General features: G+C 61.6%; 18 protein-coding genes. 7 read left to right on the top strand and 11 right to left on the bottom strand.

The annotated features are described in order from the left end of the window. Positions 1 to 48: 48 nt before the first annotated feature. The 5 genes from uvrB to AC3WOG_RS06215 all read left to right on the top strand — a co-directional run bounded on the left by uvrB (position 49) and on the right by AC3WOG_RS06215 (position 5,787). Positions 49 to 2,142 carry an excinuclease ABC subunit UvrB gene (uvrB, locus tag AC3WOG_RS06195; RefSeq protein ID WP_492577160.1) on the top strand — a complete coding sequence of 698 codons (2,094 nt, stop codon included), beginning with the start codon at positions 49 to 51 and terminating at the stop codon, positions 2,140 to 2,142. A gap of 335 nt (positions 2,143 to 2,477) precedes the next feature. Further along, a complete protein-coding gene (locus AC3WOG_RS06200) occupies positions 2,478 to 3,026 on the top strand; it encodes an iron transporter (protein WP_492577161.1) in 549 nt (182 codons plus the stop codon). A 119-nt stretch (positions 3,027 to 3,145) separates the two neighbouring features. Beyond that, positions 3,146 to 3,478, top strand: coding sequence for a cupredoxin domain-containing protein (locus tag AC3WOG_RS06205; RefSeq protein WP_341312704.1), 333 nt, complete (start codon positions 3,146 to 3,148; stop codon positions 3,476 to 3,478). Positions 3,479 to 3,538: 60 nt separating this feature from the next. Next, positions 3,539 to 4,384, top strand: a complete 846-nt coding sequence (locus tag AC3WOG_RS06210) for an FTR1 family iron permease (protein WP_492577162.1) — start codon at positions 3,539 to 3,541, stop codon at positions 4,382 to 4,384. Then, on the top strand, positions 4,381 to 5,787 hold the full coding sequence (locus AC3WOG_RS06215; protein ID WP_492577163.1) for a 4Fe-4S binding protein: 1,407 nt from the start codon (positions 4,381 to 4,383) through the stop codon (positions 5,785 to 5,787). The genes AC3WOG_RS06210 and AC3WOG_RS06215 overlap by 4 nt, the downstream gene beginning before the upstream one ends. Positions 5,788 to 6,077: 290 nt before the next feature. On the opposite strand, the gene hemP is transcribed toward AC3WOG_RS06215, so the two are convergent. The 4 genes from hemP to AC3WOG_RS06235 all read right to left on the bottom strand — a co-directional run bounded on the left by hemP (position 6,078) and on the right by AC3WOG_RS06235 (position 8,568). Beyond that, positions 6,078 to 6,338: a hemin uptake protein HemP gene (gene hemP / locus AC3WOG_RS06220; RefSeq protein ID WP_492577164.1), complete on the bottom strand. Its 261-nt coding sequence runs from the start codon at positions 6,336 to 6,338 to the stop codon at positions 6,078 to 6,080. A 199-nt stretch (positions 6,339 to 6,537) separates the two neighbouring features. Further along, the gene (locus AC3WOG_RS06225; RefSeq protein ID WP_492577165.1) at positions 6,538 to 7,020 is read right to left on the bottom strand and encodes an SRPBCC family protein; all 483 of its coding nucleotides are present in this window, start codon (positions 7,018 to 7,020) and stop codon (positions 6,538 to 6,540) included. Positions 7,021 to 7,096: 76 nt separating this feature from the next. Further along, a complete protein-coding gene (locus AC3WOG_RS06230) occupies positions 7,097 to 7,495 on the bottom strand; it encodes an OsmC family protein (RefSeq protein ID WP_492577167.1) in 399 nt (132 codons plus the stop codon). 194 nt (positions 7,496 to 7,689) lie between these two features. Beyond that, positions 7,690 to 8,568, bottom strand: coding sequence for a pirin family protein (locus AC3WOG_RS06235; protein WP_492577168.1), 879 nt, complete (start codon positions 8,566 to 8,568; stop codon positions 7,690 to 7,692). Positions 8,569 to 8,690: 122 nt separating this feature from the next. Here AC3WOG_RS06235 and AC3WOG_RS06240 point away from each other — a divergent pair, with 122 nt between their 5' ends. Then, a complete protein-coding gene (locus tag AC3WOG_RS06240; RefSeq protein WP_492577169.1) occupies positions 8,691 to 9,680 on the top strand; it encodes a LysR family transcriptional regulator in 990 nt (329 codons plus the stop codon). A 380-nt stretch (positions 9,681 to 10,060) separates the two neighbouring features. Here AC3WOG_RS06240 and AC3WOG_RS06245 read toward each other — a convergent pair whose 3' ends face one another. The 6 genes from AC3WOG_RS06245 to bfr form a co-directional block, all read right to left on the bottom strand. Then, a complete protein-coding gene (locus AC3WOG_RS06245) occupies positions 10,061 to 10,480 on the bottom strand; it encodes an ExbD/TolR family protein (RefSeq protein WP_492577171.1) in 420 nt (139 codons plus the stop codon). 16 nt (positions 10,481 to 10,496) lie between these two features. After that, a complete protein-coding gene (locus AC3WOG_RS06250; protein WP_492577172.1) occupies positions 10,497 to 11,228 on the bottom strand; it encodes a MotA/TolQ/ExbB proton channel family protein in 732 nt (243 codons plus the stop codon). Between the two features lie 26 nt (positions 11,229 to 11,254). Continuing rightward, complete coding sequence (locus AC3WOG_RS06255) at positions 11,255 to 11,992, bottom strand: energy transducer TonB (RefSeq protein ID WP_492577173.1); 738 nt, start codon at positions 11,990 to 11,992, stop codon at positions 11,255 to 11,257. 275 nt (positions 11,993 to 12,267) lie between these two features. Then, complete coding sequence (locus AC3WOG_RS06260) at positions 12,268 to 12,504, bottom strand: (2Fe-2S)-binding protein (RefSeq protein WP_492577174.1); 237 nt, start codon at positions 12,502 to 12,504, stop codon at positions 12,268 to 12,270. Positions 12,505 to 12,729: 225 nt separating this feature from the next. Further along, positions 12,730 to 13,614, bottom strand: a complete 885-nt coding sequence (murI, locus tag AC3WOG_RS06265) for a glutamate racemase (RefSeq protein ID WP_492577175.1) — start codon at positions 13,612 to 13,614, stop codon at positions 12,730 to 12,732. 131 nt (positions 13,615 to 13,745) lie between these two features. Further along, positions 13,746 to 14,225 (bottom strand): bacterioferritin, encoded by a 480-nt coding sequence (gene bfr, locus AC3WOG_RS06270; protein WP_341312691.1) that lies wholly within the window; start codon positions 14,223 to 14,225, stop codon positions 13,746 to 13,748. On the opposite strand from bfr, the gene AC3WOG_RS06275 reads away from it, so the two are divergent. After that, positions 14,224 to 14,382 carry a hypothetical protein gene (locus AC3WOG_RS06275; protein WP_492577176.1) on the top strand — a complete coding sequence of 53 codons (159 nt, stop codon included), beginning with the start codon at positions 14,224 to 14,226 and terminating at the stop codon, positions 14,380 to 14,382. The genes bfr and AC3WOG_RS06275 overlap by 2 nt on opposite strands. Before the next feature lie 26 nt (positions 14,383 to 14,408). On the opposite strand, the gene AC3WOG_RS06280 is transcribed toward AC3WOG_RS06275, so the two are convergent. Beyond that, positions 14,409 to 15,932, bottom strand: coding sequence for a fumarate hydratase (locus AC3WOG_RS06280; RefSeq protein ID WP_492577177.1), 1,524 nt, complete (start codon positions 15,930 to 15,932; stop codon positions 14,409 to 14,411). Positions 15,933 to 15,942 lie beyond the last annotated feature (10 nt).

The raw sequence follows: 15,942 nt of genomic DNA on the forward strand, positions 1-15,942 counted from the left end.
CCGCAAACCGCTAGAATAGTCTTTTGCCCAAGGCCCGGTGCCGCCCACATGTCCGAACACCATCTGACTGAAGTCGACGATACGCTCGACGAATCCAAATTCGTCACGTTCGAAGGCTCGCCGTTCCAGCTCTACCAGCCGTATCCGCCGGCCGGCGATCAGCCGACGGCGATCGACACGCTCGTCGAGGGCGTCGAGGACGGCCTGTCGTTCCAGACGCTGCTCGGCGTGACCGGCTCCGGCAAAACCTTCACGATGGCCAACACGATCGCGCGGCTCGGCCGCCCGGCGATCGTGTTCGCGCCGAACAAGACGCTTGCCGCCCAGCTTTACTCGGAGTTCCGCGAGTTCTTCCCGCGCAACGCGGTCGAGTATTTCGTCTCGTACTACGACTATTACCAGCCGGAAGCGTACGTGCCGCAGCGCGACCTGTTCATCGAGAAAGATTCGTCGATCAACGAGCACATCGAGCAGATGCGGCTGTCCGCCACCAAGAGCCTGATGGAGCGGCGCGACGTGGTGATCGTGGGCACGGTGTCGGCGATCTACGGTATCGGCAACCCGTCCGAGTATCACAAGATGATTCTGACGCTGCGCACCGGCGACAAGCTCGGCCAGCGCGACATCATCGCGCGGCTGATCGCGATGCAGTACAACCGCAACGAAGCCGATTTCCAGCGTGGTTCGTTCCGCGTGCGCGGCGACACGATCGACATTTTCCCGGCCGAGCACGCTGAAATGGCGGTGCGCCTCGAACTGTTCGACGACGAAGTCGAGACGCTGCAGCTGTTCGACCCGCTTACGGGCCGCGTGCGCCAGAAGATTCCGCGTTTCACCGTGTACCCGTCGTCGCACTATGTGACGCCGCGCGATACCGTGGTGCGCGCGGTCGAAACCATCAAGAACGAACTGCGCGAGCGGCTCGAGTTCTTCTATGGCGAAGGCAAGCTGGTCGAAGCGCAGCGGCTCGAGCAGCGCACCCGCTTCGATCTGGAAATGCTGCAGGAACTGGGCTTCTGCAAAGGTATCGAGAACTACTCGCGGCACTTCTCGGGCGCCGCGCCCGGCGAGCCGCCGCCGACGCTGGTCGACTATCTGCCGTCGGACGCGCTGATGCTGCTCGACGAATCGCACGTGCTGATCGGCCAGCTGAACGGCATGTACAACGGCGACCGCGCGCGCAAAGAGAATCTGGTGGACTACGGTTTTCGTTTGCCGTCGGCGCTCGATAACCGGCCGCTCAAGTTCAACGAGTTCGAGCGCAAGATGCGCCAGGTGGTGTTCGTATCGGCCACGCCGGCCGATTACGAAAAGAAGACGGCCGGGCAGGTAGCCGAGCAGCTCGTGCGTCCGACCGGGCTGGTCGATCCGGAAATCGAAGTGCGTCCGGCACGCACGCAGGTCGACGATGTACTCGCCGAGATCAACGAGCGCGTCAAGGCGGGCGACCGCGTGCTGGTCACTGTGCTGACCAAACGGATGGCCGAGCAGCTCACCGAGTTTCTGGCCGATCACGGCGTCAAGGTGCGCTATCTGCACAGCGATATCGACACGGTCGAGCGGGTCGAAATCATCCGCGATCTGCGTCTGGGCACCTTCGACGTGCTGGTCGGGATCAACTTGCTGCGCGAGGGGCTCGATATCCCCGAGGTGTCACTGGTCGCGATCCTCGACGCGGACAAGGAAGGCTTCTTGCGCGCCGAGCGCTCGCTGATTCAGACCATCGGCCGGGCCGCGCGTAACGTGAACGGCAAGGCGATTCTCTACGCGGACAAAGTGACCGATTCGATGCGCCGTGCAATCGACGAAACCGAGCGGCGGCGCGCCAGGCAGATCGCCTTCAACCTCGAGAACGGCATTACGCCGCGCGGTGTGGTCAAACGTATTCGGGACATCATCGACGGCGTGTACAACGTCGACGACGCGCGCGCCGAACTGAAGGAGCAGCAAACCCGCGCGAAATTCGAGGACATGTCCGAGAAGCAGCTCGCCAAGGAGCTCAAGCGTCTCGAAAAGCAGATGATGGAGCACGCCAGGAACCTCGAGTTCGAAAAGGCCGCGCAGACCCGCGACCAGTTGGCGCTGCTGCGTCAGCGCGTATTCGGCGCCAACGTCGGCGATCACGTGTCCGGCATCGACTAAGTTCGAGTCAATGTTTCCTCCCGCACCTGGGCGCGGCAATGTGCCGCGTCCCGTCTCCGCAGGCCGTTCACCCGCCAATCCCTCCACGCGCCCTTCCTTAAGCCTGCCTTAAGACCCCGCTGCCATAAGGCTTTGCGTGCTGTCGCATTTGTTCTCCCTGTCGAACGATGATAAACTCGACCAATATTGAGAATGGTTCGCATTAACGTTCGTATATGCGATTTGCTTATGACCCATCGCCTCTGCCAAGGGATTGGTGGGTCGCCGCATCAAGGCACACGCAACGTACTGTTCCAATCGGTTCGGTTCCAGTCAGATAAAAACAAGGAGTTTCAATGCGGATTTCTTCATTGGTGCGCGGTGGCGCCGCAGCGGTAGCCGCAGTAGCGGCGCTTTCGGCAACAGCAGCGGAATACCCGATCGGCAAGCATCAGATTCAGGGCGGCATGGAAATCGGCGCGGTGTATCTGCAGCCGATCACGATGGAACCCGAAGGCATGATGCGCAAAGCGTCGGATTCGGACATCCATCTCGAGGCCGATATCCACGCGGTCAAGAACAACCCGACCGGTTTCGCCGAAGGCGACTGGATGCCGTACCTGCAAGTGCGCTACGAATTGACGAAAGCAGGTTCGAATCAGACGCAGAAGGGCGACATGATGGCGATGGTCGCCAACGACGGTCCGCACTACGGCGACAACGTCAAGCTGCAAGGTCCGGGCAAGTATCACCTGAAGATGGTCGTCGAAGCGCCGATGCAAACTGGCCACATGGCCTTCGGCCGTCACGTCGACAAGGAAACCGGCGTGGGCTCGTGGTTCAAGCCGATCACGCTCGAATACGACTTCACGTTCGCGGGTATCGGCAAGAAGGGCGGTTACTGATCGCCGGGAATCGTCACGGCTTGCCACGCATTCCCGCGTGGCCACCGCGTGAGTGAGTGAATGCAGCAGGCGGCGCCCGGGCGATGAAACCCGCTGCGCCGTGTTCTCCGGAAGGGCTAATGAGAATCAACCGAAAGATCGCGATCCTCGCCACGATGGCGTCGCTGGCCGGTGCCGCGCACGCGGCCGATTTGCCGACCTTCAAGCTGGAAATGAACGACGGCAAGCTGAATCCGGCACGTATCGAGGTGCCTGTCGGACAGCGTATCAAGATCGAAATACGCAACACCGGCAAGGGTGCGGCCGAGTTCGAAAGCGTTCAGTTGCGCAAGGAAAAGGTGTTGGCGCCGGGGGCGGAATCGTTCGTCGTGATCGCGCCGCTGGATCCGGGCGAGTACAAGTTTTTTGACGACTTTCACCAGCAGGCGCAGGGCGTGATCGTCGCGAAATAAGGGCTTGGGCCGCGAGCGCAGTTGATCGGGCGTTCGCCACTGCAGTAGACGGAGGGCTAGATGGGTCAGGTGTTGTTCATCGTATGGCGGGAAAGTGTCGAGGCATTGCTGGTTGTCGGCATCCTGTACGCGTGGTTGAAGAATGGCGACGAAGATGCGCGCCGTGGTTTGCCGTATTTGTGGGGCGGCGTCGCGGCTGGGGTGATCGCGGCGGTCGCGCTCGGCGCGGCGCTGGTCGGCTTCACCGAGGTGCTTTCCGGTGACGCGCAGGATTATTTCCAGACCGCCATGGTGCTGGTCGCCTGCGTGCTGATCGTGCAGATGGTGCTGTGGATGAAGCAGCACGGCCGCTCGCTCAAGCGCGACATGGAACAGTCGCTGCAAAAGAGCACACGCGATTCGAACTGGTGGGGCGTCGCATTGCTGGTCGCGCTGGCGATTGCGCGTGAAGGCAGCGAAACGGTCATCTTCCTGTACGGCCTCGGCTTCGGTCAGTCGGGTCACGTGGACGGCAGCCAGATGCTTGCAGTGTTCATCGGCCTCGGTCTCGCACTTCTGACCTTCTACGCATTGCAACTGGGCGGCAAGTTCTTCTCGTGGCGGCTTTTTTTCCGCGTCACCGAGATCATGCTGCTGTTCCTCGGTGCGGGCCTGTTCCAGACCGGCGTCGACAAGCTGATCGACAAGGAAATTCTGCCGACGCTGGTCGGCCAGATGTGGAATTCGTCAGCCATCCTCGACGATTCGAGCACCTTCGGTTCGCTGGTCGCCACGCTCACCGGTTATCGCGCGCATCCGGCGCTGATGAATCTGATTGCCTACGCTGCGTACTGGGCGGTCGTCTATCTGCTGGTGCGTCGCGCGAACCGTAAGCCGGTGCAGCAGGCCGCTGGGCGCGCAGCGTGAGTACAGTCATGGCGCGCCCAGGCCGCCTCGCTGCGGCCGGTCAATGGATGCAGCGTCACGGCGGGCTGATTCGCGGCATTCAGTGGGTGGTCGTGGCGGTGTACGCGTTTCTGATTCTGGTGCCGGCGGTGACGCCGCTGCCGGACGACACCGCGCATCTGTGGAACAACCTGACGCTTGCTGCGCAGTTCGTGTTCTGGGGCATCTGGTGGCCGTTCGTGCTGCTGTCGATGGTGATGCTCGGCCGCGTATGGTGCGGCGTGCTGTGCCCGGAAGGCGCGCTCGCCGAGTTCGCCAGCAAATATGGCCGCGGCTGGGCGATTCCGCGCTGGATGCGCTGGGGCGGCTGGCCGTTCGTCGCGTTCGGCCTCACCACCATCTACGGCCAGATGGTGAGTGTCTACCAGTATCCGAAGGCGGTGCTGCTGGTGCTCGGCGGCTCGACCTTCGCGGCGATGATCATCGGTTTGCTGTACGGGCGCGAGAAGCGCGTCTGGTGCAAATATCTGTGCCCCGTCAACGGGGTTTTTTCGCTTCTGGCGCGCCTCGCGCCGTTTCACTACAAAGTCGACGAAGACGCGTGGCGCCGTTCGTACAAGAACGGTGAGCATGGGCATCGGGTGATTCCGATCAATTGCGCGCCGCTGGTGCCGCTGCGCAATATGAAGGGCGCATCGGACTGCCATATGTGCGGCCGTTGCAGCGGGCATCGCGACGCGATTGCCTTGACGTGGCGCGCGTCTTCATCGGAAGTGGTCGAGCTCGGCGACAAGCAGGCGAGCGCATGGGACACCGCGTTGATCCTCTATGGCCTGCTCGGCATCGCGATCGGCGCGTTCCACTGGACCGCTTCGCGCTGGTTCGTCGACCTGAAGATGTTCTTCGCGACGTGGCTGGTCGATCACGACATCACGTGGCCGCTCGACACCGACGTGCCGTGGTTTCTGTTCACGCATTACCCCGAGCAGAACGACGTGTTCTCGTGGCTCGACGGCACGATGGTGATCGGCTATATCCTCGCCACGGCGCTGGTGTACGGCACGGCGCTGCTGCTGCTGCTGACGGGCGCCACGCGCATGCTGGGGCGCTTCAACTTCGTGCGTCTGCATCATCTGACGCAAGGGCTGATTCCGATTGCCGGCGCGGGAGTATTCCTCGGTTTGTCGGCCACTACGCTGTCGCTGCTGCGCGCGGAACATGTGCCGTTGTGGTGGGCATCGGATCTGCGCATCGGCATTCTGGTGATTGCCAACCTGTGGAGCGCGTGGCTGGCCTGGCTCGTCACACGCCGCTATAGCGAGCACTTCGTTCAGCGTGGCCTCGCGATGCTGTGGTTCGTCGCGGCGCTGGCCGTGGTCGATAGCGCATGGTGGCTAATGTTCTGGGGCTGGGCGTCGAAGTAAGCGCGCTGTCGCAGTGCTTGTCGTGTTTGGGCCGTAAAAAAGCCGTGGAGATGAAAACATCCCACGGCTTTTTTACATCTATCGCGTGCGACACACGTCGTTTCGTGTATCCGCATTGGTTGAGAACCCAAATGAGGACCAAAAAAGCGGCCTGGCTGGCTGCGACGGCTGGCTTGGTGTCTGCACGAAGGGGTCTAGTTCTCACGTGCAAGCCGTCGTGGCTGGCTAATGCCCAACACCTCTCGAGGAGGTGGTCCCCACAATACCCGGTACGTCCTTCTATTCGTTCCTTATTTCGTCAGGATCAGCTTGCCCAGACGCGTTGCGCGCAGCTGGTAGGTTTCGCCGTTATGGATGATGCTGACGTGGCTTTGTCCTTGCAGTAGTGCGTCGCTGCGCACAACCCGATTCGACGACTCTCCCGAACTGTTGACGCGATCCGCGACGGGCTTCGTGGCGGTCGCCGTAGCCGTCGATGGTTTCGGACGGCTGGTCAGCGCGGCCGCCGGGCGGCGCAGGCTGAGTGTGGAAGAGCGCGTGAGATCGGTCATTCGTTTTAGCTGTTAGTCGATTCGATGGACTAATTCTAAATGATAACTATTCCTATTTACAAGAAAGAGAAATTGATCGGATTCGACTTTCGATAGCCAGACAAGCGGGAGCAAAGCGATGAAAGGCATGGAGGCGGGGCCGCCGTCAAACTGGCGGCCCGGAATGCTAACGCACGGGCGGGCCGCCCACGCGCAAATTTCAATGCAACGAACCGGGTTCCTGACGCGTCTGCATGTACTGACGAATCAGCCGCACCGTATCGATGTCCGACTCGCGATACGCCGACTTGACGATCTCGGTCGTCTGCACCGCATCCTGGTCGTCGGAGACGGGCAGGGTGGTCGTGTACTCGAAGCGCAGAAACAGCTGCAACTCGTCGGGCTGTTCGATGGTCATGGTCAGCGAGCCGCCGACATGCGATTCGGTCGGCAGAATGTCGTAGCGCACGCTCTGGCTCTCCAGCAGCGTGACACGGTCGCGCACGGTGGCCTGGCCGTAGTGCAGCTCACGTTCCAGTATGTTCCCGGTGCGCGACAGGATGGTGCAACTGTCGAGGCCGAGCACAAACAGCTGCGGCTGCTCGGCGCGCAGCACGAGACCTTCCCACAACTGCTCGCGGGTCATCGTGTCGACAAACGGATTCAACGGATCGTTGATCTGGATAAGGTGTTCGAAATTCAAGACGACAGCTTCCTATGAAAGCGCTGCAATACGTTCTGCCCTGTTCAGCCGGGTCTTGTGCCGTTTTCGCGCGACGTTACGCGACTGCGAGTCCCGAACGAATCGTGATCGAATGCGTCAGGATCTTGTGAACCGGACACGCATTGGCAATTTGCAAAAGCCGTTCCTGCTGTTCGTCGGACAGATCGCCTTCCAGCACGATCCGGCGGTCGATGGTCGAGCCGGCATCGCCGGTTTCCATCGACAGCGCCACGCGCACACCGGCGAGCGGCCAGCCCTTGCGCTGCGCGTACATCTTCAGCGTGATCGACGTACAGGCGCCGAGGCTCGACAGCAATAGCGCGATGGGCGCCGGCCCACGATCACCACCACCCAGCGACTCGGGTTCGTCGGCGAGCCACGTGTGCTTGCCGTCGTCGAAAATGACCTGAAAATTCGTCGAACCGATGTGGGCGGTGACGGTGGACTCTGCCATGCGCGCTCCTGAACAGGGACGGAAATCGCCGCGCGCCGGCAACCGTTATGGCTAAACGGCGCGGCGCGCGGCATGAATCGCTATTGTGAACGAATTTACCGGCGTTCGCGCCACATGGTGCGGCGCGGCGGCGCGTTGCTAACCGCGCCGCGGTGTTTCCGGGTGGCCAGGCGTACCCGGTGTCCAGTGCCCGATCAGTGTGTGATCGCGCCCATGCGCCCGGCCTGGTAGTCGGTGACGGCCTGACGGATCTCATCTTCGGTGTTCATCACGAACGGGCCGTAGCGCACCACCGGTTCTTTCAGCGGTACGCCGCCGAGCAACAGCACTTCGAGCGGCTCGGCGCCGGCCGTGAGCGTGACGCTATCGCCGTCGTTCTGAAATACGACCATCTTCCGCGCGTCGATTTCCTGACGCGCGTCGCCTTCGCCGTAAAAGCCCTTGCCCGACAGACTGTAGGCGAACACACGATAGTCCGCCGGCACCGGCTGCTGAATCGTCGCGCCCGGTTGCAGCGAGAAATGCTGATACAGGATCGGCGTACGTGTTTCGATTGCCGCCTTGACGCCGAGCGCCTCGCCGGCAATGACCTTGACGCGCACCTTGCCGTCCGCGGACGTCGCGACCGGAATGCTCGACGACGGTATCTCCTGGTAGCGCGGCTCGATCATCTTGTCGCGGCGCGGCAGATTCACCCACAGCTGCAATCCATGCACGCGGCCGCCGGTGCGGACAAACTCCGGATCGGGCATTTCGCTGTGCACGACGCCGGCGCCCGCGGTCATCCATTGCACGTCGCCGGCATGCAGCGTGCCCGAATGGCCTGCTGAATCCTTATGGCCGAATTGACCCTCGAGCGCATAGGTGACCGTCTCGAAGCCGCGATGCGGATGGTCTGGCGCGCCTATGGCCTCGCCGGGCGCGTAGTCGATCGGACCCATTTCGTCGAGCAGCAGGAACGGGTCGAAATCCATCAGCATGCGGGTCGGGAACGGCCGGTGGACGATAAAGCCGCCACCCTCGGTCGTGCGAACGGCGGGATACGTGCGTTCGATCGTGCGTGTCGTGCTCATCAAAGTCACCTTAAAAAATGGGGAATAGCGTTATTTTTGAAACATGGAGCTATTATAGGGACCGTTTTTCGAGGTGCCAGCCGCTGTCACGCAATGGATTGTTCTATTACTGGAACGATGAGATGAAGATCGATTCACACAATCTGAATGACCTGATGTACTTCTCGCAGGTTGTCGAACATGGCGGCTTTTCCGCCGCCGAGCGCGTGCTGGGCATCTCGAAGTCGCGGCTCTCGCGCCGGCTGACCGAGCTGGAAGCATCGCTGGGCGTGCGTTTGCTGCAGCGCTCCACCCGCAAGCTGGCGCTGACCGAAGCCGGGCAACTGTTCTACCAGCACTGTCAGGCGATGCTCAGCGAGGCGCAGGCGGCCGTCAACGTCGTGCAGCAGTTGCGCTCGTCGCCGCGCGGCACCGTGCGCGTGAGCGTGCCGGTGACCATCTCGCAGACCATCCTGTCGCAAATCCTGCCGGAATTCATGCATCGCTACCCGGAGGTGCGCGTCGTGATGCGTGTGACGAACCGCGTGGTCGATCTGTTCGAGGATTCGATCGATGTCGCATTGCGTGTGCGTTCCGATCCGCCGGAAAACGCCAACATCGTCGTGCGGCCGTTGTGGCGCACGCAGCAGATGCTGGTCGGCGCGCCGAGCCTGTTGCAGCAGAACGCACCACCGCTGTTGCCCGCCGATCTGAACCGCTTCGAAACGCTCGATGTGCCGACCAGCGACGGCCGCCACGTATTCAACCTGATCGCGCCCGACGGCACGCGCCACGTGCATGAGCACGAGCCGCGTCTGGTGACCGCCGATCTCATGACGATTCGCGAAGCGGTACTGGCCGGCGTCGGCATCGCGGCGTTGCCGGAAATGATGTACGGCGCAGCGTTACGCGCGGGGCAGTTGTCGCCGGTGATGCCGGGTTGGACCTTTCCGACGCCGCAGTTATACGCCGTATTCGTCTCGCGGCAGGGGATGGTGCCGGCGGTGCGCGCATTCGTCGATTATCTGGTCGAGATGCTCGACCCGGACAGCGGTAAACACACCGCAGGCGAATGTCCGGCGCGGGAAGAAAAGAAGCCCGTTACGCAGCAGGTACTCGCCGTCGCGTCATAGCATTTCTTACGTGGCACGGCATCGCTTTTAGCATTTAAGCGCCGCTTGTCATGAGTACTTTCAATGGCTGATTGCTTGAATGCGCGCGCTCGCAGGCCTATATTGAAATCCCTTCGCTAAGGAGTCTCTTATGCGGAAACTCATGGCCGCTATGATAGCCGGCCTGATAGGGCTGACCGCGCTGTCCGTGTCGACCACGGCTGCCGCATGCGATGGCACTGGCTATCATTCCGATGGCAAGTGATCCCGCCGCCCGAAGGCGCCGAGTGCGCACAAAAAAAGGCCTTCATCTGACGATGAGGGCCTTTTACTTTTAGCCCTTGAAACAAGGACTTTTCCGTACTTCTGCAGACTCTGCTTAAGAGTGCCGTACCTCGTACTTACCTGGCCTTCGGCTGTGTAACGAAGCCGATCCTGGTCAGGCCGCCGGCCTGCGCCGCCGACATCACCTCAGCGACTTTCTCATATGCGACCTTGCGGTCCGCATCCAGGTGCAGCTCCGGTTGCGGGTTCGCTTGCGCGGCCTGCGCGATCTTCACACGCAGCGTCGCGTCGTCGACCTTTTGCTCGTCCCACAACACGTTGCCGTTCGCATCGACCGAGACCGAGACCTGCGCGGGCTTCGTGTCTTCCTTCTGACTGCTTGCATGCGGCAAATCGATCTTGACCGCGTGACGAATCACCGGAATCGTCACCATGAATACGATCAGGAGAACCAACATGACGTCGACGAGCGGCGTCATGTTGATTTCGTTCATCAGGCCGTCGTCATCGTCGCCGGCAAAGGGGCTCATTGCCATCGGAGTGCCTCGCTGATCAGTTGGCGCGCGTGGCGAGGCGCAGACCGTCGCCGCGCCTGGACGACGACAGGCGGGCGCCCGTCACGAAGAATGCGTGCAGGCCGTGCGCAAAGCGGCTTAGCTTGGCGACGATCGCCTTGTTGGCGCGCGTCAATGCGTTGTAACCGAGCACCGCCGGAATCGCGACGAACAGGCCGAATGCGGTCATGATCAGCGCTTCGCCGACCGGGCCGGCCACCTGATCGATCGACGACTGGCCGCTTGCACCGATCGCCAGCAGCGCGTGATAGATGCCCCACACCGTGCCGAACAGGCCGACGAACGGCGCCGTGCTGCCGATCGACGCGAGAATCGCCAGACCGCTCTGCATGCGCGCCACGCTTTCGTCCATCGTGTCTTTCAGGCAGCGCGTGACCCAGTCCGACACGTCCATGCGGTCGTGCAGGTGCGGCTGCGTCTGATGATGGTGATCGGCGGCTTCCTGGCCCGAGACCGCCAGCGCGAGGAACGGGTTGTCCTGCGGCGTCGACGATTCGGCGCCGAGCTTCTTCACGCCGTCGGCGAGATCGTCCGAATGCCAGAACGCCTGCTCGGCGTTCTTCGTGAGGCGCTTCAGCCGCATCACGTTCCAGCCTTTGATGACGATCACGCTCCACGACATCACCGACATGAGCAACAGCGCGAGCGCGATACCGCGCGTCACGAAATCCCCTTGCGCCCACACGTGCGCCAATCCGTAGTTTTGCATTGCAATTCCTTTTTTTGAAAGCTGCCTCAATCGTTCAGATTGAAGTCGTAAGGCTGGGTGTACGCCGCCCGAATCGGCTGGCCGTTCTCGAGATACGGTTTGCAGGCGCTTGCATGCACGGCGGCGAGCGCGGCATCGTCGAGGCGGCTAAAGCCGCTGCTCTTCTTCAGTTCGATGTTTTCGAGCTTGCCGGTCAGGCCGACCACGAACTTCACATACGCGGTGCCGGTTTCGCCGCGTCGCCTGGACAGCGACGGGTAGTCGGGCCTGGCGATGTTGCAGTCGAGGTGCGAGACGTTCTTCGGCGCGGCGATTTCCATCGTCTGACGGCCGATTGCGGGCGCGGCCTGAGCGGCGGGCGCTGCCGGCGCAGCAGGTGCGGGCGGAGTCGGATCGGCAGCTGCGACCGGCGTTGGCGACGGCGCGGCGGCCTGCGGCAATGGAGTAGGCGTCGGTTTGGGCGTGGGTGCCGGTTTCGGCTGGACCTTCGGCTTGGTGTGAACCGGCGGCGTCGGCTTGGGAGGTGGCGGCGCGATCGATTGCAATGCGACGGGCGCCGCGACCGGCGCGGGGCTCAGCAACTCGGCGGTCATGGTGCGTGACTCGATCGGCCGTACGACGGGTTCGTTACGCAGTGTGAGCACAACGGCCAGTAGCGCGACGTGAAGCGCGGCCACCGCGGCAGTCACGGTCAAGGCACGGGAATTCATTCGGACGGAAGTGGCCGGCGCGGCGCCGGCTGAAACGGTAGGCGAAGCCGGCATCTTAGCGTGGCGGCGCGCCGTCGATACAGCACGTCAGACAAGACAGCGTCATGTTCGGAAGATCAGCAGCGAAATGCACAAAGTAGTTACGAAACCGATCAGCAATTCCATCTCAAGCTCCTTTTAACGGGGGAGGCGGGTAGCTGGCTGGTACGGATACTGGCTTGCTGACGGCAGTGGGAAAACGCTAGAAGCAGCGTGAGAAGCAGAGTGAGGCGGTGAACCGGAGCGATAAACACTTCTGGCGCGGCATGGGCCGCGCCGTGAACCTGACTTCAGGCCGCCTTGCGTTCGTAAAATGTCAGCGGCATCACTTGCTGGTGATGCTCGAAGCCGCAGCGGCTCGCACAGACCCCGCTTTGCAGCATGACGTCGCGCACGGAATCCGCGCACTTGCCACAGCAGGAGGCGACACCCAGTTCGAACTGAAGCTCGTCGAACGAATCGACGCCTTCCGCGATCGAGGCACGGATCTTTCGGTCAGAGACAGACTTGCAGACACAGACAATCATGGTAGGGCGTCATAGCTAACGTTAATGCGAATTATTATCATTTTGTTTGAGGCGTTTGGCAAGCGTCCCGCATGAATTTTTGTAACAAAACCAGACTGTTAGAAGGGTTTCGCCGATAGACAGGGGGCGGCGAGAGTGGCTGGAAGGGTGCAGAAACGCCAAAAAACGCCTAAAAAGCGCGCAAGAAGGCCGCTCGGCGGCGTCAAAGCAGCGCTTCCGATGGTTTTATGCGGCTTGGGAATCCGGCGTTGCGGTGCGGCGCGAGGGGATCAGTACGCGTTCGACTGCCGCGTCGATATGTAGCAGGGTGGCGGCGAGCTGTTGCTGATGGGCGCCGTCGCCGGTCGAAAAAAAACGGGGCAGAACACTGCCGCTTTCCGGGGCGGCGCGCAGGCCGTGCTGGTCGAGCACCCGTTCCAGCTGGCGCGCAATCGCGACGCTCGTATCGATCAGCGTCAGCCGGTCGCCGACGATGTCGCGGATCGCCGCATCGAGAAAAGGATAGTGGGTGCAGCCGAGCACCAGTGTATCGGCGCCGGCATCGAGCATCGGCTGCAGATAACCGCGCAGTAGCGCGCGCAGTTCGGCCGAACTGACGTCGCACCGTTCCACCGCCTGCACAAGCCCGTGGCCCGGCTGGCACAGAAAGCGGCAATCCGCGGCGTAGCGTTCGAGCAGCGCCTGAAAGCGGGCGCTGCGCAAGGTGACTTGCGTGGCGAGCACGCCGGCGACGCGTGTTTTCGATTGCAGCGCGGCCGGTTTGACGCCGGGCTCTACGCCCACCAACGGAATCGGCAGCTTTTCGCGGACCAGCGCGATCGACTGCGCCGTCGCCGTATTGCATGCGACCACCAACACTTTCGCGCCTTGCTTGACCAGCCATTCACCGATCGCGAGGGTGCGGTCGGCGATAAAGTCGTCGTCGCGTTCGCCATAGGGCGCGTACAGCGAGTCGGCGGCATACAGAATCGCTTCGTCCGGCAGTTGCGCCCGAACCGCGCGCAGCACCGACAAGCCACCCAGGCCCGAATCGAAAATGCCGACTGGCGCGCGCGCATTGGCACCTGAGGTCACAAGCGGGGCACTCGGAGACGGCGATTTTGCAGGCATAGGCGAAGAGGGCGCGTGCGGGACAGCGGTCAAGGGAAAATCACGAAAACAGGGAAGTGCGCAAGTATATCGCCCGCGCGCGCATGATCTGATGCATGAGCCGGCGCGTGGGCTTTTCCAGCCTGGTTCGATCAGGACTCGACCGAACCCATCGCGGTTTGCTGGTAGTTCTGAATGCCGACTTTGTCGATCAGATCCAGTTGCGTTTCGAGCCAGTCGATGTGTTCTTCGGTGTCGTCGAGAATCTTGACGAAGATTTCACGCGAGATGAAATCGCGAACCGATTCGCAATACACAATCGCTTCTTTACAGGTGTTTTGCGAGATCTGTTCGAGCTTCAGATCGCATTCGAGGATTTCCCTGGTTTCCTCGCCGATCAGCAGCTTGTGCAGGTCTTGCAGATTCGGCAGGCCGTCGAGCATGAAAATGCGTTCGATCAGCCAGTCGGCGTGCTTCATTTCGCCGATCGATTCGTCGTATTCATGCTTGCCGAGTTTTTCGAGGCCCCAGTGCTTGTACATCCGTGCGTGCAGGAAATACTGATTGATGGCGGTGAGCTCGTTCTTCAGTTGAGCGTTCAGATACTCGATAACTTTCTTGTCGCCTTGCATGATGATTCCTTATGGGGGCTTTGAATTTTCAACAACAATAAACGCCAGACCTGAAAAAGCCAAGGAAACGGATGCATCTTTTGACGTTGTTCCTGGCGTCACGCGCCGCGCTTGCCGCAGCTATGAAAAAGCCGGGACCGCAGCCCCGGCTTCTTGACACACGTGACAGGCGTTAGCAGCGAATCAAACCGTCGCGACCGGAATTTTGCCGATCCTGGCTTGCCATTCCTTCGGGCCGGTCTGATGCACGGACGTGCCGTTCGAATCGACCGCAACCGTTACCGGCATGTCCAGCACGTCAAACTCGTAGATCGCTTCCATGCCGAGGTCTTCGAACGCGAGAACCTTCGCGCTGCGAATCGCTTTCGACACAAGGTACGCGGCGCCGCCCACGGCCATCAGATACGCGGCCTTGTGCTTCTTGATTGCCTCGATCGCGACCGGGCCGCGTTCGGCTTTGCCGATCATCGAAATGAGGCCGGTTTGCGACAGCATCGTTTCGGTGAATTTGTCCATCCGCGTGGCGGTGGTGGGGCCGGCCGGGCCGACCGCTTCGTCGCGTACCGGATCGACCGGGCCGACGTAGTAAATCACGCGGTTGGTGAAGTCGACCGGCAGCTTTTCGCCCTTCGCGAGCATATCGGCGATGCGCTTGTGCGCGGCGTCGCGGCCCGTCAACATCTTGCCCGACAGCAGGAGCGTCTGACCCGGCGTCCAGCCGGCGACTTCTTCCGGCGTCAGCGTGTTCAGGTCGACGCGCTTGCTGGTTTCCGTATTCGGTTCCCACTGCACCTTCGGCCATGCGTCGAGCGACGGCGCTTCGAGCTTCGCGACACCCGAGCCATCCAGCGTGAAGTGCGCGTGACGCGTGGCGGCGCAGTTCGGGATGATCGCGATCGGCTTGCTTGCAGCGTGCGTCGGCGCAGCCATGATTTTCACGTCGAGCACGGTAGCCAGACCGCCGAGACCCTGCGCGCCGATGCCCAGTGCGTTGACCTTCTCGTGCAGTTCGATGCGCAGTTCTTCGATCCAGTCTTTCGGGCCGCGTGCGATCACGTCCTGGATGTCGATCGGATCCATCAGCGATTCCTTGGCCATCACCATCGCTTTCTCAGCGGTGCCGCCGATGCCGATGCCGAGCATGCCCGGCGGGCACCAGCCTGCGCCCATGGTCGGCACGGTCTTCAGGATCCAGTCGACGATCGAATCCGACGGGTTCAGCATCGCGAACTTCGACTTGTTCTCCGAGCCGCCGCCCTTGGCCGCGACCTGCACGTCGACCTTGTCGCCCGGTACGATCTCGTAGTGGATCACGGCCGGCGTGTTGTCTTTCGTGTTCTTGCGCGTGCCTTCCGGCGGGCTCACGATCGATGCGCGCAGCACGTTGTCGGGGTTCAGATAGCCGCGGCGCACGCCTTCGTTGATCATGTCGGTGACGCTCATCGTCGCACCGTCCCAACGTACGTCCATACCGACCTTCACGAACACCGTGACGATGCCGGTATCCTGGCAGATCGGCCGCTTGCCTTCGGCGCATATGCGGCTGTTGGTCAGGATCTGCGCAATCGCATCCTTCGCGGCCGGGCTCTGTTCGAGTTCGTACGCGCGGCCCAAGGCCTGGATGTAATCGAGCGGGTGGTAGTAGCTGATGTACTGTAGCGAATCAGCGATGCTCTGAATCAGATCTTCCTGTTTGATGACGGTCATGGCTAGCTCA

This window comes from Paraburkholderia sp. FW306-02-B, from assembly GCF_058782725.1.

What these genes read in the sequence shown, in the direction of transcription:
- AC3WOG_RS06255 (WP_492577173.1), bottom strand. Translation starts at nt 11,992, where the DNA reads ATGCCGGCTTCGCCTACCGTTTCAGCCGGCGCCGCGCCGGCCACTTCC.
- AC3WOG_RS06260 (WP_492577174.1), bottom strand. Translation starts at nt 12,504, where the DNA reads ATGATTGTCTGTGTCTGCAAGTCTGTCTCTGACCGAAAGATCCGTGCC.
- bfr (WP_341312691.1), bottom strand. Translation starts at nt 14,225, where the DNA reads ATGCAAGGCGACAAGAAAGTTATCGAGTATCTGAACGCTCAACTGAAG.
- AC3WOG_RS06205 (WP_341312704.1), top strand. Translation starts at nt 3,146, where the DNA reads ATGAGAATCAACCGAAAGATCGCGATCCTCGCCACGATGGCGTCGCTG.
- AC3WOG_RS06210 (WP_492577162.1), top strand. Translation starts at nt 3,539, where the DNA reads ATGGGTCAGGTGTTGTTCATCGTATGGCGGGAAAGTGTCGAGGCATTG.
- murI (WP_492577175.1), bottom strand. Translation starts at nt 13,614, where the DNA reads ATGCCTGCAAAATCGCCGTCTCCGAGTGCCCCGCTTGTGACCTCAGGT.
- uvrB (WP_492577160.1), top strand. Translation starts at nt 49, where the DNA reads ATGTCCGAACACCATCTGACTGAAGTCGACGATACGCTCGACGAATCC.
- AC3WOG_RS06200 (WP_492577161.1), top strand. Translation starts at nt 2,478, where the DNA reads ATGCGGATTTCTTCATTGGTGCGCGGTGGCGCCGCAGCGGTAGCCGCA.
- AC3WOG_RS06235 (WP_492577168.1), bottom strand. Translation starts at nt 8,568, where the DNA reads ATGAGCACGACACGCACGATCGAACGCACGTATCCCGCCGTTCGCACG.
- AC3WOG_RS06275 (WP_492577176.1), top strand. Translation starts at nt 14,224, where the DNA reads ATGATGATTCCTTATGGGGGCTTTGAATTTTCAACAACAATAAACGCC.
- AC3WOG_RS06240 (WP_492577169.1), top strand. Translation starts at nt 8,691, where the DNA reads ATGAAGATCGATTCACACAATCTGAATGACCTGATGTACTTCTCGCAG.
- AC3WOG_RS06230 (WP_492577167.1), bottom strand. Translation starts at nt 7,495, where the DNA reads ATGGCAGAGTCCACCGTCACCGCCCACATCGGTTCGACGAATTTTCAG.
- hemP (WP_492577164.1), bottom strand. Translation starts at nt 6,338, where the DNA reads ATGACCGATCTCACGCGCTCTTCCACACTCAGCCTGCGCCGCCCGGCG.
- AC3WOG_RS06245 (WP_492577171.1), bottom strand. Translation starts at nt 10,480, where the DNA reads ATGGCAATGAGCCCCTTTGCCGGCGACGATGACGACGGCCTGATGAAC.
- AC3WOG_RS06250 (WP_492577172.1), bottom strand. Translation starts at nt 11,228, where the DNA reads ATGCAAAACTACGGATTGGCGCACGTGTGGGCGCAAGGGGATTTCGTG.
- AC3WOG_RS06280 (WP_492577177.1), bottom strand. Translation starts at nt 15,932, where the DNA reads ATGACCGTCATCAAACAGGAAGATCTGATTCAGAGCATCGCTGATTCG.